Raw genomic sequence first — 19,525 nt, 5'->3', positions numbered from 1 at the left:
CGCCGTGGCCCGCAACGGCTTTGGCCTAGATCGGGTCGAATCCGCTGATCAGCCACCGATCGCCGACCTTGTCCAGCGTTACCCGGACGCTGGAGGCGGTGGCGCTGGGGGCATCCGAGCCGACGGTCACGGTCTGGTTGACGAACACCAGCGTCACCGCATGGGCTGGGCTCGCCGACACCGAAGCCGCAGCGGGAACGGTGGCGACCGCCGAGATGTGCCGTTGTTTGGCCCCGGGGATGACCACGTCCTGGGTCAGCTGCGTGTAGGACTCCTTGAACGTTCCGGTCAACCGGTCGCGGGCGGCCCCCAAGTCCTTATCAACGGTATCGGGTTGATAGGAGAGCATGGCGATGGTGCCGTCCTTGGCGACCGCCACCGACTCGATGTCGGCGGCCTGCGAGGCACGAAGGGAGGCGGACTGCCACTTCAGGTAGCCTGCCGTCCCCGCGAGCGACAACACCACACCCGGGAGCACCGCGAAAACCAACAGGCGCGAAAAGCTGATCCTGCGTGGGGGTTTCGCCGGACTACGGTATTCGCCGCCCCGGTCTTCGCCGGACTCCTCGGCGGGGGCGCTTTGCCCCGTGTCGTGCTCGGCGTCGTCGGTGGTTTCTTCGGCAACCGTCACGACATCCGCACCGGTCGCGGATTCGGCGTCAACAGGCACAGCGTCTGATTCCTTTTCTCGGTCGTTCGTTTCGTCGGCCGCCTCGCCGAGCCGCGCCGTCATGCCGGCACGAACAAGACGTTCGAGACCTTGGCCCCGTCATCGACCTTTTGCACGTCGATTCGCATTCGCCAGGCCCGTGGCGGCTGATCTTCCGCGCCGAGATTGGACGTCTTGACGGAGACGGCGACGAGCACTCGGGCTTCGTGGGCCGACACCGATTCCAGGCCCGCCTCGGTGACGGTACCCACCGATTTCGACTGCACCTTCTTGACCACATCGATGAAGGGCTGCGAACGCTTCGAGAAGTCGTCGTAGAAAGGGCCCGTCGCCGAGTCCAGGATACGTTGAATGTCGTGGTTGACGTTCTGCCAGTCGATGGTCGTGAGGTTCACCGCACCCTGCCGGCCCACCCGCAAGAACAGCTCGCGCTGTTGCTGTTCCTGACGCAGCTGGTACGTCTGGAACCCCAGCCATCCGACCACTCCCCCGAGGGCGACAACGGCGAGGATACCCAGCAGCGTTGCCAGCCGCACGGGCGACATCCGCCGTCCAGCCGGTGTGGCATCCTCGTCTTCCTCGACGGCAGCGGAATGGTCCGCGTCCGTCGCGCAAGCCTCAGCGCCTTCAGTGTCGTCGGCGTCGCCGCCGCCGGTGCTCATCTGCCCTTCGGGGGCATCAGCATCTGCTGCCATGTCTGCTCCTGGTCGGCGGGACGGACGAGATCGGTTTGCCGATACTCCTGACCGTCTGGTCCAAAATACGTGCCGGTGGCGGGATCATATTCAGCAACGGCGATCGGCGGGGTAGCCGGGCCGGGCGGGGACGGTGCCGCCGCGGTCGAACGGTTACCGGACGGAGCGGGCGCGGCCGCCGGTGCGGGCGGGGTTGCGGCCTGGGGAATGTCCTGCCCCGACAACGTCGAGTTCGGGTCGCCCTTCCAGTTGTAACCCTCGTTTAGCGGCACGTACTCCTCGTCGCTTTCGCACATCTTCACCGTCGGGGCGCGCTTGCCCGGGCGAGTCTCGCACGGGTAATTGCGGGCCCCGCGCACATTCAGGGCAGAATCTTGCGGTATCCGGCAGTACATGTCACCGTCGGGACGGTCCGGATGGTCCTCGAAGATAGGCGACCGCATCTGCTGAATGGGCAGGTATCCAGTCGTGCACGCCGGAGGGAGATTCAGGTTCAAGTTGAAGCTCAGGTTCAGCCCCGGATAGCTCGACTTGATCTTGCGGTCGGGCAGTATGGTCGCCAGCCCTTCGGCCGTTGCGGCCGGCAGCACCACCAATAGCTGCTCGAGGTCCGCACGGTAAGCCACCCCCACCTTCCCCACGCTGACCAGGTTGGCCAGCACGATGGGCAGCGTCGGCTGCAGTCGGTCGAACAGTTGGCGTGTTTCCTCTGCCGCGGGGGCACCCTTCGCGAGCACGCCCCGAACGTCGGAATCTTGTGTCTGCAATTGTTTGGTGACGTTGGCGAGGTTGGACGCCCAGGCCTGCACCGCGTCGGAGGAGTCGGTCTGGCTGTCCAGCACCGGCTTGGATTCGTCGATGAGCGTGGTCAGCGAATCAAGGTTCTTTCTCGCCTCAATTGCCAGGCTGGTGGTGCCGTTCAACAGCCGGGAAAGTTCCGGGCCCAGCCCGCCGAATGCGAGATAGCTTTCGTCGACCACCGTTTTCAGGTTGTCGCGCGGGATGGCTTGCAGGCCGCGGTTGGCCGCCGCCACCAACGAGTTGATGTCCGGCGGTACGCTCGAGTGGCTGACGGGGATGATGTCGCCGTTGGTCAGCGTGGGACCGGTTCGGCTGTGTGGCGTCAGAGCGAGGTACTGCTCGCCGACCGCCGACACGCTGTGCACTTCGGCGGCGAGGTCCGTCGCGGGAATGCCGACATCCGAATCCATTTGGAGCACGGCCTCGGCGCCGGTAGCGGTCAACCGCACCTCCTGCACCCGGCCGACGGTGACGCCCCGGTACGTGACGTTCCCGCCCGCGTAGAGGCCGCCGGCCCGGGGCAGCTGCACCGTGACCGTGTAACGACCGATGCCGAAAAATGTGCTCTGGATCTTGAGGTAGCCGAAGAACACGATCGCTACTGCGACGACGGCAATCGTCACGAAGACCATGATCTGGATCTTGATTCGCCGGGTCAGCATGTCACGGCCCCTGGTCGAAATGATATGGCGCCACAAGTGGATTGCGCGCCGTGTAAGGGCTGGGCACCTGCCCGATCGTGCGGCCCCACTGCAACTCGAGCTCGGTCAGGTTGCCCTCCCAACGGGTACCGGTGAACAGCGAGTTGTCGATGCGGCTGAGGGTCAAATCGACTATGGCGGTGAAGTTCCCGTAGTCGCCGCGGACCCATTTGCTGATCGTCGGCTTCGGGAACGGGAACGTCGCGAAATAGTCCAGCGAGCGGGTCAGGGCCGGCCCGGCGTCGGCCAGGGACTGCAGCACGGGGCCGAGGTCCTTGAGCTCCTTGACCAGATTCTCCTTGGTTTGATTGACGGAGTCGGCGGCAAGCGCGCTGAACTTTCCGAGTTCGGCCAAGGCGTTGGCGAGGTTCTCCCGCTCGTTCTTCAGCACGGCCAGCGCGTCGGGGATGGTCTTGAGCGCCTTGTCGACGACCGGCTTCTGCCCGGCGAACTGGCCGACCAGATCATTCAGGCTGTCGGTGGCCGCGATGATGTCGTCCTTCTGGTCGTTGAGGTAGCCGACGAACTTGTCCAGCTGCCCGATCAGGCTCCGCAAATCCTGTTCCCGGCCCGAGAACGCGGTGCTCAACGCCTTGGTGATGTCCTGCACGTTGCCCAGGCCGCCGCCGTTGAGCACCATCGACACGGCGGCCAGCGTTTGTTCGGTCGAGGGGAAAGCGGCTCCCGACGACAGGGGAATCAGGGATCCGTTCTTCAGCTTGCCGACCGGTGGAATGTCCTTCGGTGGCGCCAATTCGACGTGCACCGAGCCCAGCAGGCTGGTCTGGCCGATTGTGGCGGTCGCGTTGGCAGGCAGGTCGACGTCGCCGTTAACCGTCATGGTGACCAGCGCGTGCCAGCCCTGGAGTTCCACCTTGGTCACGTTGCCGACCGTCACGTCATTGACCCGGACCCGCGAATTCTCTTTGAGGTTCTGCACATCGGGCAGTTGCGCCTGAATCGTGTAGGCCCCGGGTCCCCCGCCCTTGGTGCCCGGCAGCGGCAACGAGTTGGCCCCGTGGAAATCTCGCAACGCACCGCAACCGGACAACGCGGCCGCGCACAACGCTGCTGCGGCGCCGGCACCGACGCGTCTCCAGGACAGGAACCGTTTCACTGTCCACCCCCGGGCGGCACCATCATCCCCTTGAGCCCGTCGGTCGGATCGGTCGGTATGGGGTTCGGGGGTCTGGCCGGCACGAACGGTGGATTCGCGTGATCCGGGTCGACCATCCCGTTGCCGAAGTAGTTGTAGATCCTGTTCGCTGGCGGCAACGGCCCGTTGGGCGGCGGCGGCACCGTGCGCCACTGCTCGGTCGGCGGCGGCCCGGGTGGGGGAACGTAATCCGGCCGCAACCAGTCCTCGCTGTACGTGACTTCGTTGGGCCGCGCCATCACGCCGACGAACGGGTTCATGCCGATCGGCGGGAAGCTGTACTGACGGTTCTTGAAGATGGGCGCCAGGTACTGCACGCACAGCTTCGCCGACTGCTCCGCACCCAACCGCGAAGCCGCCTGCACCGCCGAACACAGGAACTGGACGGGATTGGCGAAGTTTGTGACCGCGACCACCCCGGTCAGCGCTACGTTGGCGGGCTGGTAGATGTTCGCGAAGTTCTGGAACGCCGGCGCGCCGACGTGCAGGGTCTGCTTGATGTCGTCGAGGCTCTCGACCACCGCGCTGGACACCGACGCGAGTTTGTCCGACGTGGCACCCAGCGCTTCCCTGTTCTCGGCCACGAAGTTCGTGACGTCGTCGACCACGTCGTTCAGGTTCCGCACGGCTTTGGCGACCTCGTTCGGGTCGTCGGCCAGCAGTCTGGTCACCGCGGCCAGGTTCTGATTCAGGTGCTGCAGCAGATCGCCGCTGTCATGCAGCGCCGAGACCAGGACCGAAAGATTCTTGACCGTCTTGAACAAGTCGCCGCTGTGGTCGCCGAGTGCCGAAATCGCCTGCGACAACTTGATGATGGTGTTGCGGATGCCGGAACCCTGGCCGCGCAGGTTGTCAGCTGCGGTGTTGATGAACGCACCCAACGTACTGACGCCGCCGGGTTGGGTGGGTTGCAGTGTGCTGGTGAGCTTTTCGAGCTGCTGACGGAAGTCGTCCCACTCCACCGGCACTGCCGTGCGCTCCCGCGGGATCACCGCGTGATCCTGCAGCGCCGGTCCACCATCGTAGGCGGGTGTCAGCTGGATGGCCCGAACCGTCACCAGAGACGGAGACAGGATCACCGCTTTGGCGTCGGCGGGCACCTTGTACTTGTCCGCGTACCAGAACGAGACCTTGACGCGGTCGGGCTGAGGTTCGATCTTCTCGATCTTGCCGACCGGCACCCCGAGCACCACGATGCTGTCGCCGGGATAGATCCCGTTGGTGTTGTCGAAATAGGCGGTGACGCTGGTGCGCCCGGCGCCCGTCGCGTCCTGCACCACAGCGACAATGCCGCCGATCAGCGTGACCGCCAGCAGGACTGCCACGCCGACTCTGGCTCTTGGCGACCGCATCATCGGCTACCACCTCCACCCGGAGCAGACGGCGGTGCCTGCCCGGGAGCGGGTTGCTCGACCGGCCCCGGTGGCGTGGGGACGGACGCATGCGGACCGGGCGGCGTCAGCGCCGGGGGCCCCGGCGGCGGGCCGCCGGGCGGTGGGGCCGGCGGTGGCTCGCGATACGGGTAGCAGCCCGGGCCGGGCAACGGCACTCCGGGGGCACCGCACTGATGGTCGTCGGGGTTACCGGTGATCGCGTCGGGCAGCGTCAACCGCGGCTCTCCGCCCTGGCCCGTGCGGGGGAACGGCATCGGTAGCGGCGGAGTCGCCGGCTGGCCGGTCTGCGGGTCGGTCAGCTGCGAGGGCAGCAAGACGCTGGGATCCAGCCCCAGATCGGAGAACGCCGCGTCGATGAACGGTTGCACGAACTGGCCGGGCAGCAGGTTGGCCAGATAGGCCTTGAAATAGGGCCCCGACGAAACCGACTCACCCAGCGACAGCGCGTAGCCGTTGAGGCCCTTGATCGCCTTTTGCACCCGCTCCTTGCGATTGTCGACGATGGTCAGCGCCGAATTGAGTTTGTCCAGAGCGGGTTTGAGCGTTTGCCGGTTGTCGGCGATGAATCCCTTGACCTGCTGCGCCACCGCCGCGATGTTGTTCGAGATCTGGTCCAGTGCGCTGCTCTGGCTTTTCAGCGCGAGCAGCAGGGAGTTGCTGTTGGCAACGAGGCGCACCACTTCGTCGCTGCGTTCGGCAAGCACGGTGCTCGCCTTGCTCGCGTTCCCCAACAAGGCCCGAAGCTCGGCGTCGCGGTTGCTCAGCGTCTCTGAGAACCGTGCCACACCCCGCACCGCGGCCTGTAGGTCAGGCGGTGTGTTGGAGAACGTCTGCGACAGCACCTCCAGCGAATGTGACAGCTGATCGGTGTTCAAGCCGCTGATGGTTGTCGAGAGATCGCCGAGCGCCTCGGGGAGCTCATAAGGGGAGGTGGTCCGGTCGAGCGGTATCGGACCGCTCAGCCGTCCATCGCCCCGTGAGGTGATTTCGAGGAGCTTGGATCCCAGCAGCGTCTTCAACTTGATCGCGGCCTCGCTGCGGTCGCCCAGTCGCACCCCGCGGTCGACCTTGAATTTGACCAGCACCCGCCGACCGGTGAGCTCGACGGCGGCCACCTTTCCCACCCGAAAACCCGAGACCTGCACGGGGTTACCCGAGGCGAGACCGCCCGCTTCGGCGAAATAGGCGGAGTACTCCGTGGTCTGATCGATCAGCGGCAATTTCTGGTAGTTCAGCGCCAGCCACATCACGGCCAGTGTCATGCCGATCCCGACCGTGCCGACCTTGAGGGGACTGCGTTCGGAGAACGTCTTCACTTCGGCGTGCACCTCCCGGTGTCTTGGCCGGCCACCTTGACGTACACGGGCTGGCCGCCCTTGCCATTGACCTTCAGCAGGAGGTCGCACAGGTAGAAGCTGAAGAAGTCGCCGTAAAGGCCCAGCCTGCCGGCCACTTGGTACGCATCGGGAAGGGTATTGAGCAGATTGTCGACGAAATCCTTGTCGGCGTCGATGAGTCCGGCGGTCCGGTCGATCTCGTGGACCGCTTTCTCGATCGCCGGGCGGCCTTGTGCCAGCAGGTCGGCGACCGACCCGGCGGCCGCGTTGCCGTACGCGACCGCATTGCTGATGTCCTGCTTGCGCGCCTCCAGACCCTGCACCAGTTCCGAAAGCGAGTCGACGGCCTTGGCAAACTGCTTGCTTTGGCCGCCCAGCGACCCCAGCAGGGTCCGCAAGTTGGTGATGACTTGACCGATGAGCTGATCCCGGTCGGCCAAGGTGTTGGTCAACGCGGCGGCTTGGCTGAGAAAGGACCTGATCGTCGAACCCTGGCCCTGAAAGGCCGCGATCAGTTGACCGCTCAACGCATTGATCTGGTCCGGGTCCAACGCGCGGAACAGGGGCCGGAAGCCGCCGATCAACGCGTCCAGGTCCAGCGCCGGCTCGGTCTGAGCCAACGGGATAGTGTCCCCGGGACGCAGCGTTTTGACGCCGCCCGCGCCTTCTTCCAGGGACAGAAACCTTCCCCCGATCAGGTCGTCATAGCGGATGGCGGCGCGGGTCCCTTCGGTCAGCACCGCCGACCGCGTCACCGAGAACTGCACTTGCAGAGTCGAATCCGGTTGCAAGGAGATTCTTTTGACCTTGCCCACCTCGACACCAGCGATGCGGACGAAGTTTCCGTTGCGCAGGCCGGAGACGTTGGCGAAGTGCGCGTTGTAGGTCTTCTCGTCCTGGAACCTGAATTGGCCGAAGACCAGGAAGACGAGCATCCCGGCTAGCAGGCACACCACCGCGTAGACGGCGAACCGCCACAGCGAGCCGCGAATGTTCTCTCGCATGTCTGCTTTCTCCCTCGCTTCCGGCGATCAGTGGTCGGGCTGGTCCGGCGGTGGCGGCGGGATCGTCGGCACCGGTGTGGGTTGAACTTGCGCCGGATGCGCCACCACCGAAGGCTCCGAACCCGGCGGCGGCGGGCCCGGCTCGCGGGGCCTGCCCGGTATGGCAGGCGGCAGGCCCGGATACAGCGGGGTTCCATCCGGCAGGTACCACGGCGCACCATAGGGCGGCGCGCCCGGGTAAGGAACCGGACCGGGCGCCGGTCCCCCGTTCAGGGTGTAAATGCTCGGGGGCTTCGGCGTCCCCCGGGTCATCGGGCCATAGTTGGCAAGCCCCGGGAAGCCGATCCCGGGGTTGGGCCGAACGTCCATCCCGGTGCCCCACCCGGTGTTGGTCACGAGATAGCGCACCGGGAAGTTCTTGCCGACGTCCGGCAGCGAGCCACAGCCGGGCGCGCCGCCGGGCCCGCCCTTGGCGCCGTTGACGGGCAGGTTGTCCGGGTACCGGTACATGTCGTCGCCGAACAAGATGCCGGCATCGCCGATGAGCGACTTTCCGTTGTGTCCCGCGACGGTTTCGATCAGATCGTCCAAGCTCTCGTACGCGCCAACTAGCAAGCAGGTCAGTTCCGGGTTGTATTTCATCAGCAGGCGCGTCGTCGGCTCGAGCACGTTGATGCCGTGGATCAGGTTGTTCTTTGCGGGGCCGACGAGGTTGATGCCGCTGTCGGACAGGCCAACCACGTTAACCAGCAGCGAGTCGAGCGAATGCGCGTCGTCGGTGATCGTGGTGCTCGTCGTGCCGGCGGAGTCGAGCACCGCCAGGATGTCCGGGGCGGCCGCGCTATAGGTGTCGCTGAATCCTTTCAGCGCGCGGTAGTCTTCGCGGATGGTGTCGCTGCGCGGATTGATCGCCAGCAGAACCTGATTCAGGTCCGTCGTGGCCGTGCCCAGCGCCTCGCCCTTCCCGCGGAAGCCCTCGCCCAATGCCGAGAGCACCGCATTGAGCTTCGCGGGGTCGATCTGGTTCAGCACGCCGACGAGGTTCTGGAAGGTGGTATTCACCTCGACACTGACATTGCGGGACTTGAGCACCGCCCCGGCAGCGAGCCGTTTGGCGCTCGGGTGATCGGGGGTGACCAGCTCGACGTACTTGGCACCGAATGCCGTCGGCGCGGTGATCTGGGCCTCGACGTTGGCCGGAATGTACTTGAGCTGGTCGGGATAAAGCTCGAGCTGGAGCTTCACGTTGCCGTTCGGCTGTATCGCGGACACCCGACCGACTTGCACGCCACGCAATTTCACCTGGGCGCCCGGGTCCATGACGAGGCCGGCGCGGTCGGACACCAGCGTGATCCGGGCATACGACTGCAGGTCCCGGTTGAACGCGAGGACGGTGAACACACCGCCCGCGACGATCAGCACAACGAGGATCAGGGTCCATACCGCCGGGTGCAGGCCCAACTCACGCCGCTTGCGTTCGGTCATCGCTATCCCGACAGGTGGAAGTTGCCGGAACGTCCGTAAAGCGCCAGACCGACTGCCGCCGTAAGCAGTGTCAATACGACCAGCGAGGCCCGCACCGCGCGGCCGGTCGCCTCTCCGACGCCGGCGGGACCGCCCGTGGCGTTGAATCCGTAGTACGTGTGGATCAGCATGACGACGATGCCCTGCAAGACCACCTGAATCACCGCCCAGAGCACATCGGTCGGTTGAAGGAACGTGTAGAAGTAGTGGGTGTAGACGCCGCTCGACTGCCCGTAGGTGAACTGGACGAGGAACTGGATCGACACGAATCCCACGATCAGGGATATGCAACACAATGGAATCGACAGCGCGATACCACCCAGCACGCGCGTCGACACCAGGTATGCCACCACACGCACGCCGATCACCTCGAGCGCGTCGATCTCCTCACTGATCCGCATCGCACCGAGTTGCGCAGTGGCCCCGGCGCCGATCGTGGCGGCCAAACCGAGGGCGGTGATCAGCGGCGCCGCCAGACGCGGGTTCACATACGCGGAGAAAAACCCGACGAGTGCCTCCACCCCCAGATTGGCCGTCTGACTGTATCCGACGATGGCAACCAGCAGACCGACGTTGAGCAGCAGGAAACCGACGATCGCGACTGTGCCGCCGATCAGGGCGAGCGCACCCACGCCCAGGCTCATCTGGGCGATGACGCGTACGGTCTCCGTGCGGTAATAGACCAGGGCATCCTTGATGCTGAGAATCGCCCGGACGTAGAACGCGGTCTGTTCGCCGATGCGGTTCCATCCGGCGGCCCAGCCCTTTACGGTGCCGACCAGCCTCGGTGTCCGCGCGCCGCTGGGTGCCGCGCTCATCAGTGCTGCACCTGCACGAGGACGGCGCTGAGCAACGTGTTGATCACGTACAAGGCCATAAACGTATATACGACGGTCTCGTTCACCGCGTTACCGACGCCCTGCGGTCCACCGCCGACGGTGAACCCCTTGTAGCAGGCGATCAAGCCGGCCGCCAGGCCGAACATCGTCGCCTTGACGACGGCGATGATCACGTCGGGAAGTCCGACGAGCAACGTCATGCTGGCCACGTAGGCGCCCGGGTTGACATTTGAGACGTAGACCGCGAACAGGTAGTCGGAACCGAGTCCGACGACCGTGCCGAGCCCACTCAGCAGGAAGCTGTTGACGGTGAGCGCCGCCACCCTCGGCACCACCAGTCGCTGAATCGGGTTGATGCCCATGACCCGCATGGCGTCGATCTCTTCGCGGATCGTGCGCGCACCGAGGTCGGCACACATGGCGGTGGCGGCGGCGCCCCCAATCACCAATACGGTGATGGCCGGCCCGATCTGGGCGACCACGGCGAGCGCCGCGCCCGCTCCCGAGTTGTCGCCGGCCCCGATCTCGAAGAACAGCACATCGAGCAGGAAGACGACGAACGCGTTGAAGACGACCGCCAGCAGCACCGCGGGGAGCAGCGATACCCGGGCGGTGAACCAACTCTGCTGAATGAACTCCCGCCACGCGAACGGTGGCCGCACGAACTGAACCATGGTATCCAGCGACATCGCGAAAAAGCTGCCGATTTCCCTCAGCGGCTTGACAATTGGATGTGTCGCGGCCACTAACAGCTACCTACGCGACTGCCCGTGATTGACATTGCGACGATCCACTCGTGGACACGACTCAGACCTCCGCATGACTGTGACCCCCAACACGGGAGGATGCCGCAGAACGGTACCGCAACTGCTATGACTGTGGCAACAACCTGGGCGCCACGGTGAAGCCAGTTACCATTACCACCTAGTAGACCAAGTGCCCTTTGCTGTGCGGGCCCCGCCGAGGTCTTTGCCGGGGCGCAACGCGGGGCCGCTGCGACGCCGCCAGACACCCCCGCCACTCGCCGTCAACGGACCGTTCTACGTGGTATCAACTGCTCAAAGACCCATCAGGTGGGCGAACCGCAAACGGCAGTTCCGTGGGCGCGAAGCCTGGGTCGGCCGCCCCGCTGTGAAACGGCTCCACGGGGACTGCCCGTCATTCTTGCAAAACTTTGCTGGCGTATAGCTCCGTAGCGCATCTCGAAAACTTCCGCTACTTCCAGCAAACCCGCTGGAGTGGCCGTCCGGCATTTCGGCGCCGTTCAGACCGCTCAGTCGGCCTTCAGCAGGCTCCACTCCGCAACGTATCGTCGTCACTTCCGCGCACGAAGCGGACGTCGGTAAGCGATCGAGCCGCGCCCGCTCGCCGCTTCATATCTGCGGGAACCCAATGGAGTTCGGAATAGCGGCTAGCCTGTGGCGGTGTTGCTGGCTACCATGACTCCCCGCGGCCCTAAGCACATCGAGGTGAGTCATGCAGCGCCGATACATCGCCCCCACACTGTCAATGCTCGTGGGCGTCGCCGGGTGTTCGTCGGTGCCGCCCGCTCTCGAGTTGCCCAGAGGGGCCTTGCCCGGCGGTACCGCGCAGATCACCGTCAACGGAAACGCAGCGGGTCCTCTCCCGGCGGTGCAGTGCAACAACATCGGAAAAGGCCTGACCGAGATCACCATCGGGGCCACGGCCCCGAGTGTCGTGGTGCTGCTCGACTCGCATGCCGCGAAGGGAGTCACCTTCAACGGTTTCGGGGGGTTCACCGGTAGCTACTGGCAAGGTCTGCAGGGCACCGCGCGGCTGGGCATGGTCGATCAGACCTACACACTCACCGGCACCGCCGCCGGCTTCACCGCCGAGCATCCCTACGTCCGGACCATGAGTGACTACACAGTCGAAGTCGCCTGTTGAACCGAGTCCATCGATGCGGGCCAGTAAATCCCGGGACCGTGCCACCAGTATTTCCGGATGGGTGGGGGATGCCCGGATGCACAGGGGCGCATGGGTATTCGTCATGACCGGCCAACTAGGAGGCTGCGTTGACTCGACCAGATGTGCCGGCACCCCTCGCCGGAACCGAAAGGGCCGCGCCCGCTGTGGTGCGGTCGCCGAAAACCGCTGAGCTGGTTGCGCGCACGCTGCGTCGGATGGTGGTCGACGGTCAGCTCAAGGACGGCGACTTCCTGCCCCACGAAACCGAGCTGATGGCCCATTTCGCGATCAGCAGGCCGACCCTGCGCGAAGCCGTCCGGGTATTGGAGTCCGAGCGGCTCGTGGAGGTCCGGCGCGGATCACGTACCGGGGCACGAGTGCGCGTCCCCGGACCGGAAATCGTTGCGCGCCCAGCGGGACTGCTGCTCGAGCTGTCCGTCGCCACGCTCGCCGACGTCTTGACCGCGCGAGTCGTGATCGAGCCGCCCGCAGCCAAACTGCTCGCCAAGCATGGCACCGATGACGCGCACACCGAACTTGACCGCCTGGTGAGCGAGATGCCCCGGGCCCTCGAGGGGGGCGACCTGGCGCGCGCGTCGGCGAACTTGCATCGCCGCATGGTCGAGTTGTCGGGCAACGTGACCCTGGGCATCATCGCCGGGATGCTCGATGAAATCTCCGTCCGGCACGTCAGCGCGGCGATGGTCGGCGCGCACAACGCGATGCCCAAGGCGAAGGCCGACAAACTCCTGCGGTCTTACCGTCGCCTCGTGGAGCTGGTCCGAGCGCGCGAAGGCGCTGAGGCCGAGGCTCATTGGCGCCGGCACATGGAGAACGCCGCAGCGGATTTGCTCACGGCATGCAAGAAGACCAGGGTCCGCGACGTGATGGATTGAGTTGTGACGAAGCCCGCTATTTGATGTTGGCAGCCAGATCGCCGGACATCGCCGTCAGTTCAGGGCCCCAGGTCGACCAGCCGTGGTCACCGCCGGTGGGCAGGTTGAAACTCGCGTTGTGGCCGCCGACCTGCTTGTAGTACGCGTAGAACGACGCGTTGGTGCCCTGTGCCTGGTCGGCATAGCCGATCATGGCGGCCGGGTCACTGGCGGTCAACGTCTGCGGGCAGAAGACCCACACCCGGGTGCCGTTGTTCGCCAGTTCCGCGATGTGCACGTAGGGGTCATGCCACTTCCACCGGCCCAATTGGGGGGCGCCCCACATGGCCTGCGTGTTGACGCCTCCGTAGCGCTGCATGCCCTCGCTGATCGCGCCGTTGACGGTCGTGTTCGATGGGTACAGGAAGCCCGACATCGAGCCCGCGTAGCGGAACCGGTCCGGGTGGAACTCCGCCAGCATCATCGCTCCGGTGCCGCCCTGGGCCGCCCCGACGACCGCATGCCCACCGGGCGCCAGGCCTTTGTTCGCAGACAGCCAGTTCGGTAGTTCGCTGGACAAGAACGTCTCCCATTGGCGGCTCCCATCCTGCTCCCAGTCGGTGTAGAGACTGTAGGCGCCGCTCGCCGGCGCAGCCACCGAGATGCCCTTGCCGGCAAGCGTGTTCATCGCGTTACCCGCCGTCACCCAGTTGCTGACAGTCTCTCCGGCATTGAAGGCGTCGAGTAGGTAGACCGCGTGCGGGCCGCCGGCCAGGAACGTGACCGGAATGTCGCGGCCCATCGCGGCCGACGGGACCATCAGGTTCTCGAGGGCGGCCGCCCCGGCCGCGCCCGTCGAGACCGGCAGCGAGGAGGCCAACCCCAGCATCGCCACCGACGCCGCCCGAAGCAGTATCGAACCGAACTTCATGCTCAACCTCCTGCCGACCGCTATAGTGCCGACACTTCTAACTTGGTTATGTTAGTGCAATACTTGTGGCCGATGCGAAAGTGATCGAGCAGCAGCTTCGAGGGGTTGTCACATGGATCCGACACTTGATTACGACGCCAGCGACGAGATCGAACACAGCATCAGTTGGTTCGCATGGATCCTCAGGGGCGTCAACCCGCCACCCGCGTACCCGCCGGTCATGCCGGGCGCCGGAGGATAGGCCGGCTCGCGCGGCTCCTCACCTCATGGCCCGGGGAACCTCACCGCCCCGCGACGGACAAACCTTGGCGCTCGAGGCGCTTTTCGTGGCCTTGCCCCTGCTGCTCATCGCGGCACTGCCGCCGCGGGTGGTCGCTGCGGGCGCGCCGGTCACCGGCCTGGGCGGCACCCTGATGCTCCTCACCTGCGCCGCCGTGACGCTGCCGCTCGCCAAACATCGGTAACGACAACAACTTCGAACGGAGCGCGATGTCCGCTGAAGCCCAACGGCCCGCCCCCGCAGCCACCGAGGATCATCCGGGCACGCTGAAGGCGATTTTGGATGCCCAGCGATCCGATTTCCTCGCGGCCGGACCGCCGCCGGCCGCGGTGCGCCGCGACAGGATCGACCGGCACATTCTGCTGCTGACCGAGAACACCGACGAATTCTCGGCTGCGCTCGACGCCGACTTCGGCAACAGGCCGCATGCGGTCAACCTGCTCTCGGACCTAGCCGGGATCCTGCCAGACCTGATCGCGACTCGTCGCCGCCTGGAGTCTTGGATGCGGCCACAGCGCCTCAAATCGGCGACGCTGCTCGGCCTTCCGACGGTGGTGGAGAAAAGGCCGCTGGGGGTGGTCGGTGTCATCGGCCCGTGGAACTTTCCCGTCGGGCTGGTCGTCCAGCCCGCCGCGTCCGCCTTCGCCGCCGGGAACCGGGTGATGATCAAATTCTCCGAGGTTACCGCCCGCACGGCGGACCTGTTCGCCGCCAAGGTCGCAACGTACTTCGAACCGACCGAACTGACCGTCGTCACGGGCGGGCCCGAGGTTGGTGCGGCGTTCAGTGCGCTGCCCTTTGATCATTTGTTCTTCACCGGGTCACCCGGTGTCGGCGCGCTTGTGGCCGCAACAGCGGCCAAAAATCTTGTGCCCGTGACCCTCGAGCTCGGCGGCAAGAACCCGGCCGTCATCGCACCCGACGCCGACGTGCCGGCAATGGCCCGGCGCGTGATGGCGGCCCGGTTGGCCAACGGGGGCCAGGTCTGTCTGTGCCCCGATTACGCGTTCGTCCCTCGCGGCCGGGTGGACTCCTTCGTCACGGCCGCGCTCGAGCAGGGCCGGGTCACGGCGTCGGCGGACAACGAGGCGGATCTGGTGAGCATCGTCGACGACAAGAACTTCCAGCGCGTCAACGCGTTGATCGACGACGCCCGGTCGCGCGGCGCGACGGTCCGAGACACCGGCACCCCTTCGGATCCCATCCGGCGGCGCATTCCCCCGACCTTGGTGCACGACGTCACCGATGACATGCGGATCGCACGGGAGGAGGTATTCGGTCCCGTGCTGTCGGTACTGCCCTACGACACGATCGGCGAGGTCTGTGACTATGTCGCGGCACGACCGTTGCCGCTGGCGGCCTATTGGTACGGCCCGCGCGGGCGCGGCCTCGACGAGTTTCGCGCCAACACGCAAAGCGGGGGGATGGCCATCAACGACTTCGCTGTGCACTGCGCCATGATGGCTGCGCCGTTCGGTGGTGTCGGGCACAGCGGCTGGGGCGCCTACCACGGCAAGGCGGGTTTCGACACCTTCACCCACCAGCGCACCGTCACCGCGAACCGGTTACCGATGAGCTTCGCTGGCCTGGTCACTCCGCCGTATCCCGCAGCGCTGCTGCCGGCCATATCGGCCTACATTCGCTTCGAACGTTTCCGCGCGCGGCGGCGCAGACAGCATCGACGATGACCCGCGAGCCGGGCGTCGCGGTGAGGCTCGGTGGTCTCCTCCAGGTGCCGGCGCCACAGCAGTTCGGCGTCGGCGCTCGTGGTTACCCGACAAGACAAATGACTCTTTGTCAGCCACGCATACCTCTTGTCAAAGGCCAGATAGTCAATGGCCAGATACAAGTCCTCCACCATGAGCACCAACGCCATCTGCGGGCACTGACAACAACAGCTGTAGGCGCGCGGGCAGCCTGTTCGCTGGCCGGCGTGCCGCTGCCTCAGAAACGCGCGATTCCTAGGTAGTGGAGTCACCCGAAGCTCACAACCCGCCCGTGCCAGAAGACCAATTAGTGCAGATCGCACCCTGCACATGAATCAACCGCTGGCATCAACGGACGTGTGCGTTGCTCATTGTTGACGAGGTCAGTGACAACTGAACCGAGATAGCGGCGGAGCCCACCATTTAGCAGAAAATCCTCGGATTCAGACATCACGGCCATACTGGCGCTGCCGCCCGCACCGTTGGAGACTTGCAGCCAACCCAGCGGCGACGGCGGTTGGGCGGGTCAGGGTGGCGTGCACACTGCCGCGCCAGGTGGTCAGTGTTGCCGTGCCGCGCTCGGGCAACTCAACGGTGGCATCGGCGACGAGGGTGTCCAGCCATCCCTGTAGGCGGAAGTGGATCGGATCCTCCGGCCGTGCCGGCATGGCCTCCAGTCGGGTGTCGGCCAGCACCGTCTCGATCAGCGATTCTGGCCCGCCAAGATAGGTCCACGGCAGGTCGATCTCACTGGCCACACACCAGCCGTGGTGCTGCGGCCACCATAGGTTCGCGGTTTGCCGCTTGTCGTTTACGAACGCCATGGCGGCGTGGATCGGCCCGGTGTGGAGCAGATACTGCCTATTCGGCAGTTGCACCCGCGGCCGGCACGCACCCACTGCGGTACCGGGTCCGGCAGCATCATGGGGCCCTGCGGACAGGCGTCGCCGCCACTCGTGGCCGTCATCGAAACTGTGTGATCCCAACCGTAGCCATCCCACACACAAAACCAGCACTGCTGCCGATGGGTGGCGTCGTCGAGCAGCTCGACCAGCACGGCCGCATCATCCGTGGGCAGAGTTCCTGTGCCTGGGCATTGGCTGTTCCATGGCGCGGCCGGGGCCTGCCGCGGTAGGGCGATGTCCTGGATTGCGCGGTTCGCTCCGGCGCGATCCCGCTCCAGACGGCGACCTTACCCCACCGCACCCATGCGCACGCCCTCGCCGCGCGCGGTGCCAGACCGGGTGGAGCAGCCGCACGTAGGCGGGGAACCCGCTCGGAATCACCGAATCCACACGGTTAGCGCCGAACGCAGACAGCCGCGGACCAATCCACGATGCCTCCTCAATCGCGGTGCTTCATACCACGCCAGAACCGGTCATCCACTAATTCCACCAGTAGCTCTCCACGCGGGTGCCCTCCCTGGGTGCACCGTCCTGAACCGTCACGTCACGGCCGCTCATCACTTAGGCCAACCTAAGAAACCAACCCCTTCGCATATCACACCTCTTGCACACAGGTCACGAAACAATAACGCAATTTCGTCCGTGTGAAACTATTTAGGCCCCACTACCATGGTGATTCATGGAGGGGAGACGGTGTCCACGATGCGGTGGCGCGCTGCCCGCTGCCCCGTGGCCGCCCAAGCCTGGACGCCCTCCAGTGTGGTGCTCACAGCGATGTCGACGCGCCGCGTACGAGGAGCGCCGCGCCGCCGCGAACGGCGCAATCGGTGTGCGCGTCGAGATCGTCGAGAAACCCGTCGAGCGGCTCGTCGAGCGGGTACGAATCGAAGCTCAGCGCGGACCGGTCAGCCCGGCGGAAGCGGCACAAGTCGTGCTCGGTTCTCCCCGTGCCTGCCGCACGGTCTTGGAGTCCCTGGCAGCGGAGGCTGACGCGGGCCGACTCGAGGCAGGAGTCCACGCCCCGACGCTTCGGGCGGCCACCCGGTTGCTTCGATCACTCCAGAAGGCACATCTCATCGACGATCAATAGAGGCGGCTGTCCATGCCGCGCCACGGCGGTGGCAGGCGTCCGTTCCGCGGCGGATCGCCGGCGACTTGCCGGCATATGATCAGCGCCGTGACCGACGACGAGCACCTGTTCATTTGCCCCACGACCCGGGACCACGAGGCGATAGCGGTAGCTGACGTCGCACTGGCACTCGCTGGCGATGAGGTGGCGGATTACACCCGCCAGTTGGAACTTCGCATCACGCGCGGCGAGACTACCGCCGAGGAGGCCGTCGCCGACATCATCGCCCGCTATGCCACCGGGCACAGCCGAGACACTGTGCCGACGTAGCGCGGATCGGCGTCAGCTGAGAGTTGGAGCCAACAGCTTTCGATACTCAGACGAGTCCGCCAAGTTATGACCGATCCAACAGGCTGGACGGAAATAGTGAGTACTGAGGCGCTGGCGCCGGAACACGAGCGGGCTTCACGCGTCTATGACTGGTACGTGTGAGACCCACAGAGGCGCCGCTGGCCGCAACCGCGCAGTCCGGCTTCGGAATCGGGCACACCTTGAAGATGTCAAGGCAAGCGTCGATATCGCCTTGGGTCATGCGCCACTTCCGGCCGACCTTCCGCCCCGGTATCTTCCGGGAACGCAGCTGCGCGGCCAGCCACTTCTCCGATACGCCGCCGATGCGTTCGGCCGCCTCGGTGAGGTCAAAGGTCAGCGAATCGCCCACGATGGAATCCAGTAATAGTCAACAGACACAACAGATTCTGCTATTACAGTCGAGATGCCGCCATGTCCCGCAGCGTTCGGCAATCGAGCCATGATTCACGGTAAGCCCAGCCCAGTCCCCCCGCTACAGCCGCCATCGGAAATCTTCACGGATTTTCGGAAAGCCCAGCGGTCGCCGCCAACCGAGCGCTAATCGCGGCGGCTGCCGCCTGGGCGCTACGCCGGTCCAGGTGCCCGTAGGTGCCGACCGTTGTTTCGATCGACTCGTGACCGAGGTGCCGCTGCACTACCGCCAACGGGATGTTATCGGCAATCATCCACGACGCACAGGTGTGACGCAGATCGTGAATCCGCGGCTGCTTTCCCAGTTCGGCCCTCGCCACCGCAGGCGCCCACACGCGCCGTGAGAAGCCCTGTGCCCGTACATAATCACCGGCGCGGTTGCGGAACAGCCAATCACCGTCGTAGTCCAGCTTGTCGAGCACACTGTGGGCAACATTGATCGTGCGCACCGAATTGCTCGACTTCGGCGGCCCGAGCTTCACGCCGCCGTCGACGACCTTCCAGGCACGCACGATGCGCACTGTTCCTTGATCGATATCGACATCGCCGGGCCGCAGTGCAGTCGCCTCGCTCCAGCGGGCACCCGAGGCCACAAGGAATTCCACGAAGGGGCGCCAGTACCCCGTCACCGCGTTGAGGAGTGTCGCGAACTCCGCCTCAGTGAGGAAGACCATTTCCCGTCGCTGCCAGCGCGGCAACCGAAGTCCACGGCACGGATTGGTGCCCAGGTGCCCTGCAGCCACCGCAGCGTTCAACGCGCCGGAAAGGAAGCGTTGTTTGTTCGCGATGGTCTTGCCCGAAGCCTCATCGTCGGCCATCGCGTTCACCCAGGCCGCGATGTCGTCGCGCCCGAGGGCCACCAATGGCATCGCACCCATCACCGGCGCGATGTCGTTGGCAAGGTATGCCCGATAGCGCTGCACCGT

General features: G+C 65.4%; 20 protein-coding genes and 1 pseudogene. 6 read left to right on the top strand and 15 right to left on the bottom strand.

All coding sequences use genetic code 11. From position 1 onward, the window contains the following. Positions 1-25: 25 nt before the first annotated feature. From VMD50_RS19030 to VMD50_RS18985, 10 genes are read right to left on the bottom strand one after another with little or no spacing between them, the layout of a single operon-like run. Positions 26-670 (bottom strand): hypothetical protein, encoded by a 645-nt coding sequence (locus tag VMD50_RS19030; protein WP_325429594.1) that lies wholly within the window; start codon positions 668-670, stop codon positions 26-28. Positions 671-729: 59 nt separating this feature from the next. Further along, positions 730-1,365: an Mce protein gene (locus VMD50_RS19025; RefSeq protein ID WP_325429592.1), complete on the bottom strand. Its 636-nt coding sequence runs from the start codon at positions 1,363-1,365 to the stop codon at positions 730-732. Further along, the gene (locus tag VMD50_RS19020) at positions 1,329-2,828 is read right to left on the bottom strand and encodes an MlaD family protein (protein WP_325429590.1); all 1,500 of its coding nucleotides are present in this window, start codon (positions 2,826-2,828) and stop codon (positions 1,329-1,331) included. The genes VMD50_RS19025 and VMD50_RS19020 overlap by 37 nt, the downstream gene beginning before the upstream one ends. Before the next feature lies 1 nt (position 2,829). Then, entirely contained in the window at positions 2,830-3,984 is a 1,155-nt protein-coding gene (locus VMD50_RS19015) for a virulence factor Mce family protein (RefSeq protein WP_325429588.1), read from the bottom strand. Further along, complete coding sequence (locus VMD50_RS19010) at positions 3,981-5,378, bottom strand: virulence factor Mce family protein (protein WP_325429586.1); 1,398 nt, start codon at positions 5,376-5,378, stop codon at positions 3,981-3,983. The genes VMD50_RS19015 and VMD50_RS19010 overlap by 4 nt, the downstream gene beginning before the upstream one ends. Then, a complete protein-coding gene (locus VMD50_RS19005) occupies positions 5,375-6,733 on the bottom strand; it encodes an MCE family protein (protein WP_325429584.1) in 1,359 nt (452 codons plus the stop codon). The genes VMD50_RS19010 and VMD50_RS19005 overlap by 4 nt, the downstream gene beginning before the upstream one ends. Continuing rightward, positions 6,730-7,758 (bottom strand): MCE family protein, encoded by a 1,029-nt coding sequence (locus VMD50_RS19000; RefSeq protein WP_325429582.1) that lies wholly within the window; start codon positions 7,756-7,758, stop codon positions 6,730-6,732. Before VMD50_RS19000 ends, VMD50_RS19005 begins: the two co-directional genes overlap by 4 nt. Before the next feature lie 27 nt (positions 7,759-7,785). After that, entirely contained in the window at positions 7,786-9,243 is a 1,458-nt protein-coding gene (locus VMD50_RS18995; RefSeq protein ID WP_325429580.1) for an MCE family protein, read from the bottom strand. Between the two features lie 2 nt (positions 9,244-9,245). Next, a complete protein-coding gene (locus VMD50_RS18990; RefSeq protein WP_325429578.1) occupies positions 9,246-10,100 on the bottom strand; it encodes an ABC transporter permease in 855 nt (284 codons plus the stop codon). After that, entirely contained in the window at positions 10,100-10,810 is a 711-nt protein-coding gene (locus tag VMD50_RS18985; protein ID WP_325429575.1) for an MlaE family ABC transporter permease, read from the bottom strand. Before VMD50_RS18985 ends, VMD50_RS18990 begins: the two co-directional genes overlap by 1 nt. Positions 10,811-11,597: 787 nt before the next feature. Between VMD50_RS18985 and VMD50_RS18980 the strand changes: the two genes are divergently transcribed. Together VMD50_RS18980 and VMD50_RS18975 are read left to right on the top strand one after the other, a co-directional pair. Next, a complete protein-coding gene (locus VMD50_RS18980) occupies positions 11,598-12,029 on the top strand; it encodes a lipoprotein LpqH (RefSeq protein WP_325429573.1) in 432 nt (143 codons plus the stop codon). Between the two features lie 128 nt (positions 12,030-12,157). Next, complete coding sequence (locus VMD50_RS18975; RefSeq protein ID WP_325429571.1) at positions 12,158-12,946, top strand: FadR/GntR family transcriptional regulator; 789 nt, start codon at positions 12,158-12,160, stop codon at positions 12,944-12,946. A 16-nt stretch (positions 12,947-12,962) separates the two neighbouring features. Here VMD50_RS18975 and VMD50_RS18970 read toward each other — a convergent pair whose 3' ends face one another. Then, positions 12,963-13,856 carry an esterase family protein gene (locus VMD50_RS18970; RefSeq protein ID WP_325429569.1) on the bottom strand — a complete coding sequence of 298 codons (894 nt, stop codon included), beginning with the start codon at positions 13,854-13,856 and terminating at the stop codon, positions 12,963-12,965. A gap of 115 nt (positions 13,857-13,971) precedes the next feature. On the opposite strand from VMD50_RS18970, the pseudogene VMD50_RS18965 reads away from it, so the two are divergent. The 3 genes and pseudogenes from VMD50_RS18965 to VMD50_RS18955 form a co-directional block, all read left to right on the top strand. Next, positions 13,972-14,097 (top strand): annotated as a pseudogene (locus VMD50_RS18965) (hypothetical protein); the annotation flags it as partial. Positions 14,098-14,182: 85 nt separating this feature from the next. Further along, positions 14,183-14,320 carry a hypothetical protein gene (locus VMD50_RS18960; protein WP_325429567.1) on the top strand — a complete coding sequence of 46 codons (138 nt, stop codon included), beginning with the start codon at positions 14,183-14,185 and terminating at the stop codon, positions 14,318-14,320. 91 nt (positions 14,321-14,411) lie between these two features. After that, on the top strand, positions 14,412-15,824 hold the full coding sequence (locus tag VMD50_RS18955; protein ID WP_414686122.1) for an aldehyde dehydrogenase family protein: 1,413 nt from the start codon (positions 14,412-14,414) through the stop codon (positions 15,822-15,824). Between the two features lie 461 nt (positions 15,825-16,285). Here VMD50_RS18955 and VMD50_RS18950 read toward each other — a convergent pair whose 3' ends face one another. Both VMD50_RS18950 and VMD50_RS18945 read right to left on the bottom strand, forming a co-directional pair. After that, positions 16,286-16,666: a hypothetical protein gene (locus tag VMD50_RS18950; protein WP_325429563.1), complete on the bottom strand. Its 381-nt coding sequence runs from the start codon at positions 16,664-16,666 to the stop codon at positions 16,286-16,288. 847 nt (positions 16,667-17,513) lie between these two features. Further along, positions 17,514-17,765, bottom strand: coding sequence for a hypothetical protein (locus VMD50_RS18945; RefSeq protein ID WP_325429561.1), 252 nt, complete (start codon positions 17,763-17,765; stop codon positions 17,514-17,516). 159 nt (positions 17,766-17,924) lie between these two features. Between VMD50_RS18945 and VMD50_RS18940 the strand changes: the two genes are divergently transcribed. Further along, positions 17,925-18,146 carry a hypothetical protein gene (locus VMD50_RS18940; RefSeq protein ID WP_325429559.1) on the top strand — a complete coding sequence of 74 codons (222 nt, stop codon included), beginning with the start codon at positions 17,925-17,927 and terminating at the stop codon, positions 18,144-18,146. A 64-nt stretch (positions 18,147-18,210) separates the two neighbouring features. Here the strand turns inward: VMD50_RS18940 and VMD50_RS18935 are convergent, their stop codons facing one another. Both VMD50_RS18935 and VMD50_RS18930 read right to left on the bottom strand, forming a co-directional pair. Next, positions 18,211-18,537 carry a helix-turn-helix domain-containing protein gene (locus VMD50_RS18935; RefSeq protein WP_325429557.1) on the bottom strand — a complete coding sequence of 109 codons (327 nt, stop codon included), beginning with the start codon at positions 18,535-18,537 and terminating at the stop codon, positions 18,211-18,213. A 145-nt stretch (positions 18,538-18,682) separates the two neighbouring features. Next, the coding region (locus VMD50_RS18930) for a tyrosine-type recombinase/integrase (protein WP_325429556.1) at positions 18,683-19,525 on the bottom strand (843 nt) is incomplete at its 5' end.

This window comes from Mycobacterium sp., assembly GCF_035506235.1.
Taxonomy (GTDB): Bacteria; Actinomycetota; Actinomycetes; order Mycobacteriales; family Mycobacteriaceae; genus Mycobacterium.
The sequence above is the reverse complement of the archived record's forward strand: the minus strand, read 5'-3'. Positions and strand labels throughout refer to the sequence as shown.

Excerpts from the sequence above, each read along its gene's own strand:
- VMD50_RS18980 (WP_325429573.1), top strand. The coding sequence starts at position 11,598 with ATGCAGCGCCGATACATCGCCCCCACACTGTCAATGCTCGTGGGCGTC.
- VMD50_RS18970 (WP_325429569.1), bottom strand. The coding sequence starts at position 13,856 with ATGAAGTTCGGTTCGATACTGCTTCGGGCGGCGTCGGTGGCGATGCTG.
- VMD50_RS19000 (WP_325429582.1), bottom strand. The coding sequence starts at position 7,758 with ATGCGAGAGAACATTCGCGGCTCGCTGTGGCGGTTCGCCGTCTACGCG.
- VMD50_RS18995 (WP_325429580.1), bottom strand. The coding sequence starts at position 9,243 with ATGACCGAACGCAAGCGGCGTGAGTTGGGCCTGCACCCGGCGGTATGG.
- VMD50_RS18990 (WP_325429578.1), bottom strand. The coding sequence starts at position 10,100 with ATGAGCGCGGCACCCAGCGGCGCGCGGACACCGAGGCTGGTCGGCACC.
- VMD50_RS19025 (WP_325429592.1), bottom strand. The coding sequence starts at position 1,365 with ATGGCAGCAGATGCTGATGCCCCCGAAGGGCAGATGAGCACCGGCGGC.
- VMD50_RS18950 (WP_325429563.1), bottom strand. The coding sequence starts at position 16,666 with ATGGCGTTCGTAAACGACAAGCGGCAAACCGCGAACCTATGGTGGCCG.
- VMD50_RS19020 (WP_325429590.1), bottom strand. The coding sequence starts at position 2,828 with ATGCTGACCCGGCGAATCAAGATCCAGATCATGGTCTTCGTGACGATT.
- VMD50_RS18985 (WP_325429575.1), bottom strand. The coding sequence starts at position 10,810 with ATGTCGCTGGATACCATGGTTCAGTTCGTGCGGCCACCGTTCGCGTGG.
- VMD50_RS19010 (WP_325429586.1), bottom strand. The coding sequence starts at position 5,378 with ATGATGCGGTCGCCAAGAGCCAGAGTCGGCGTGGCAGTCCTGCTGGCG.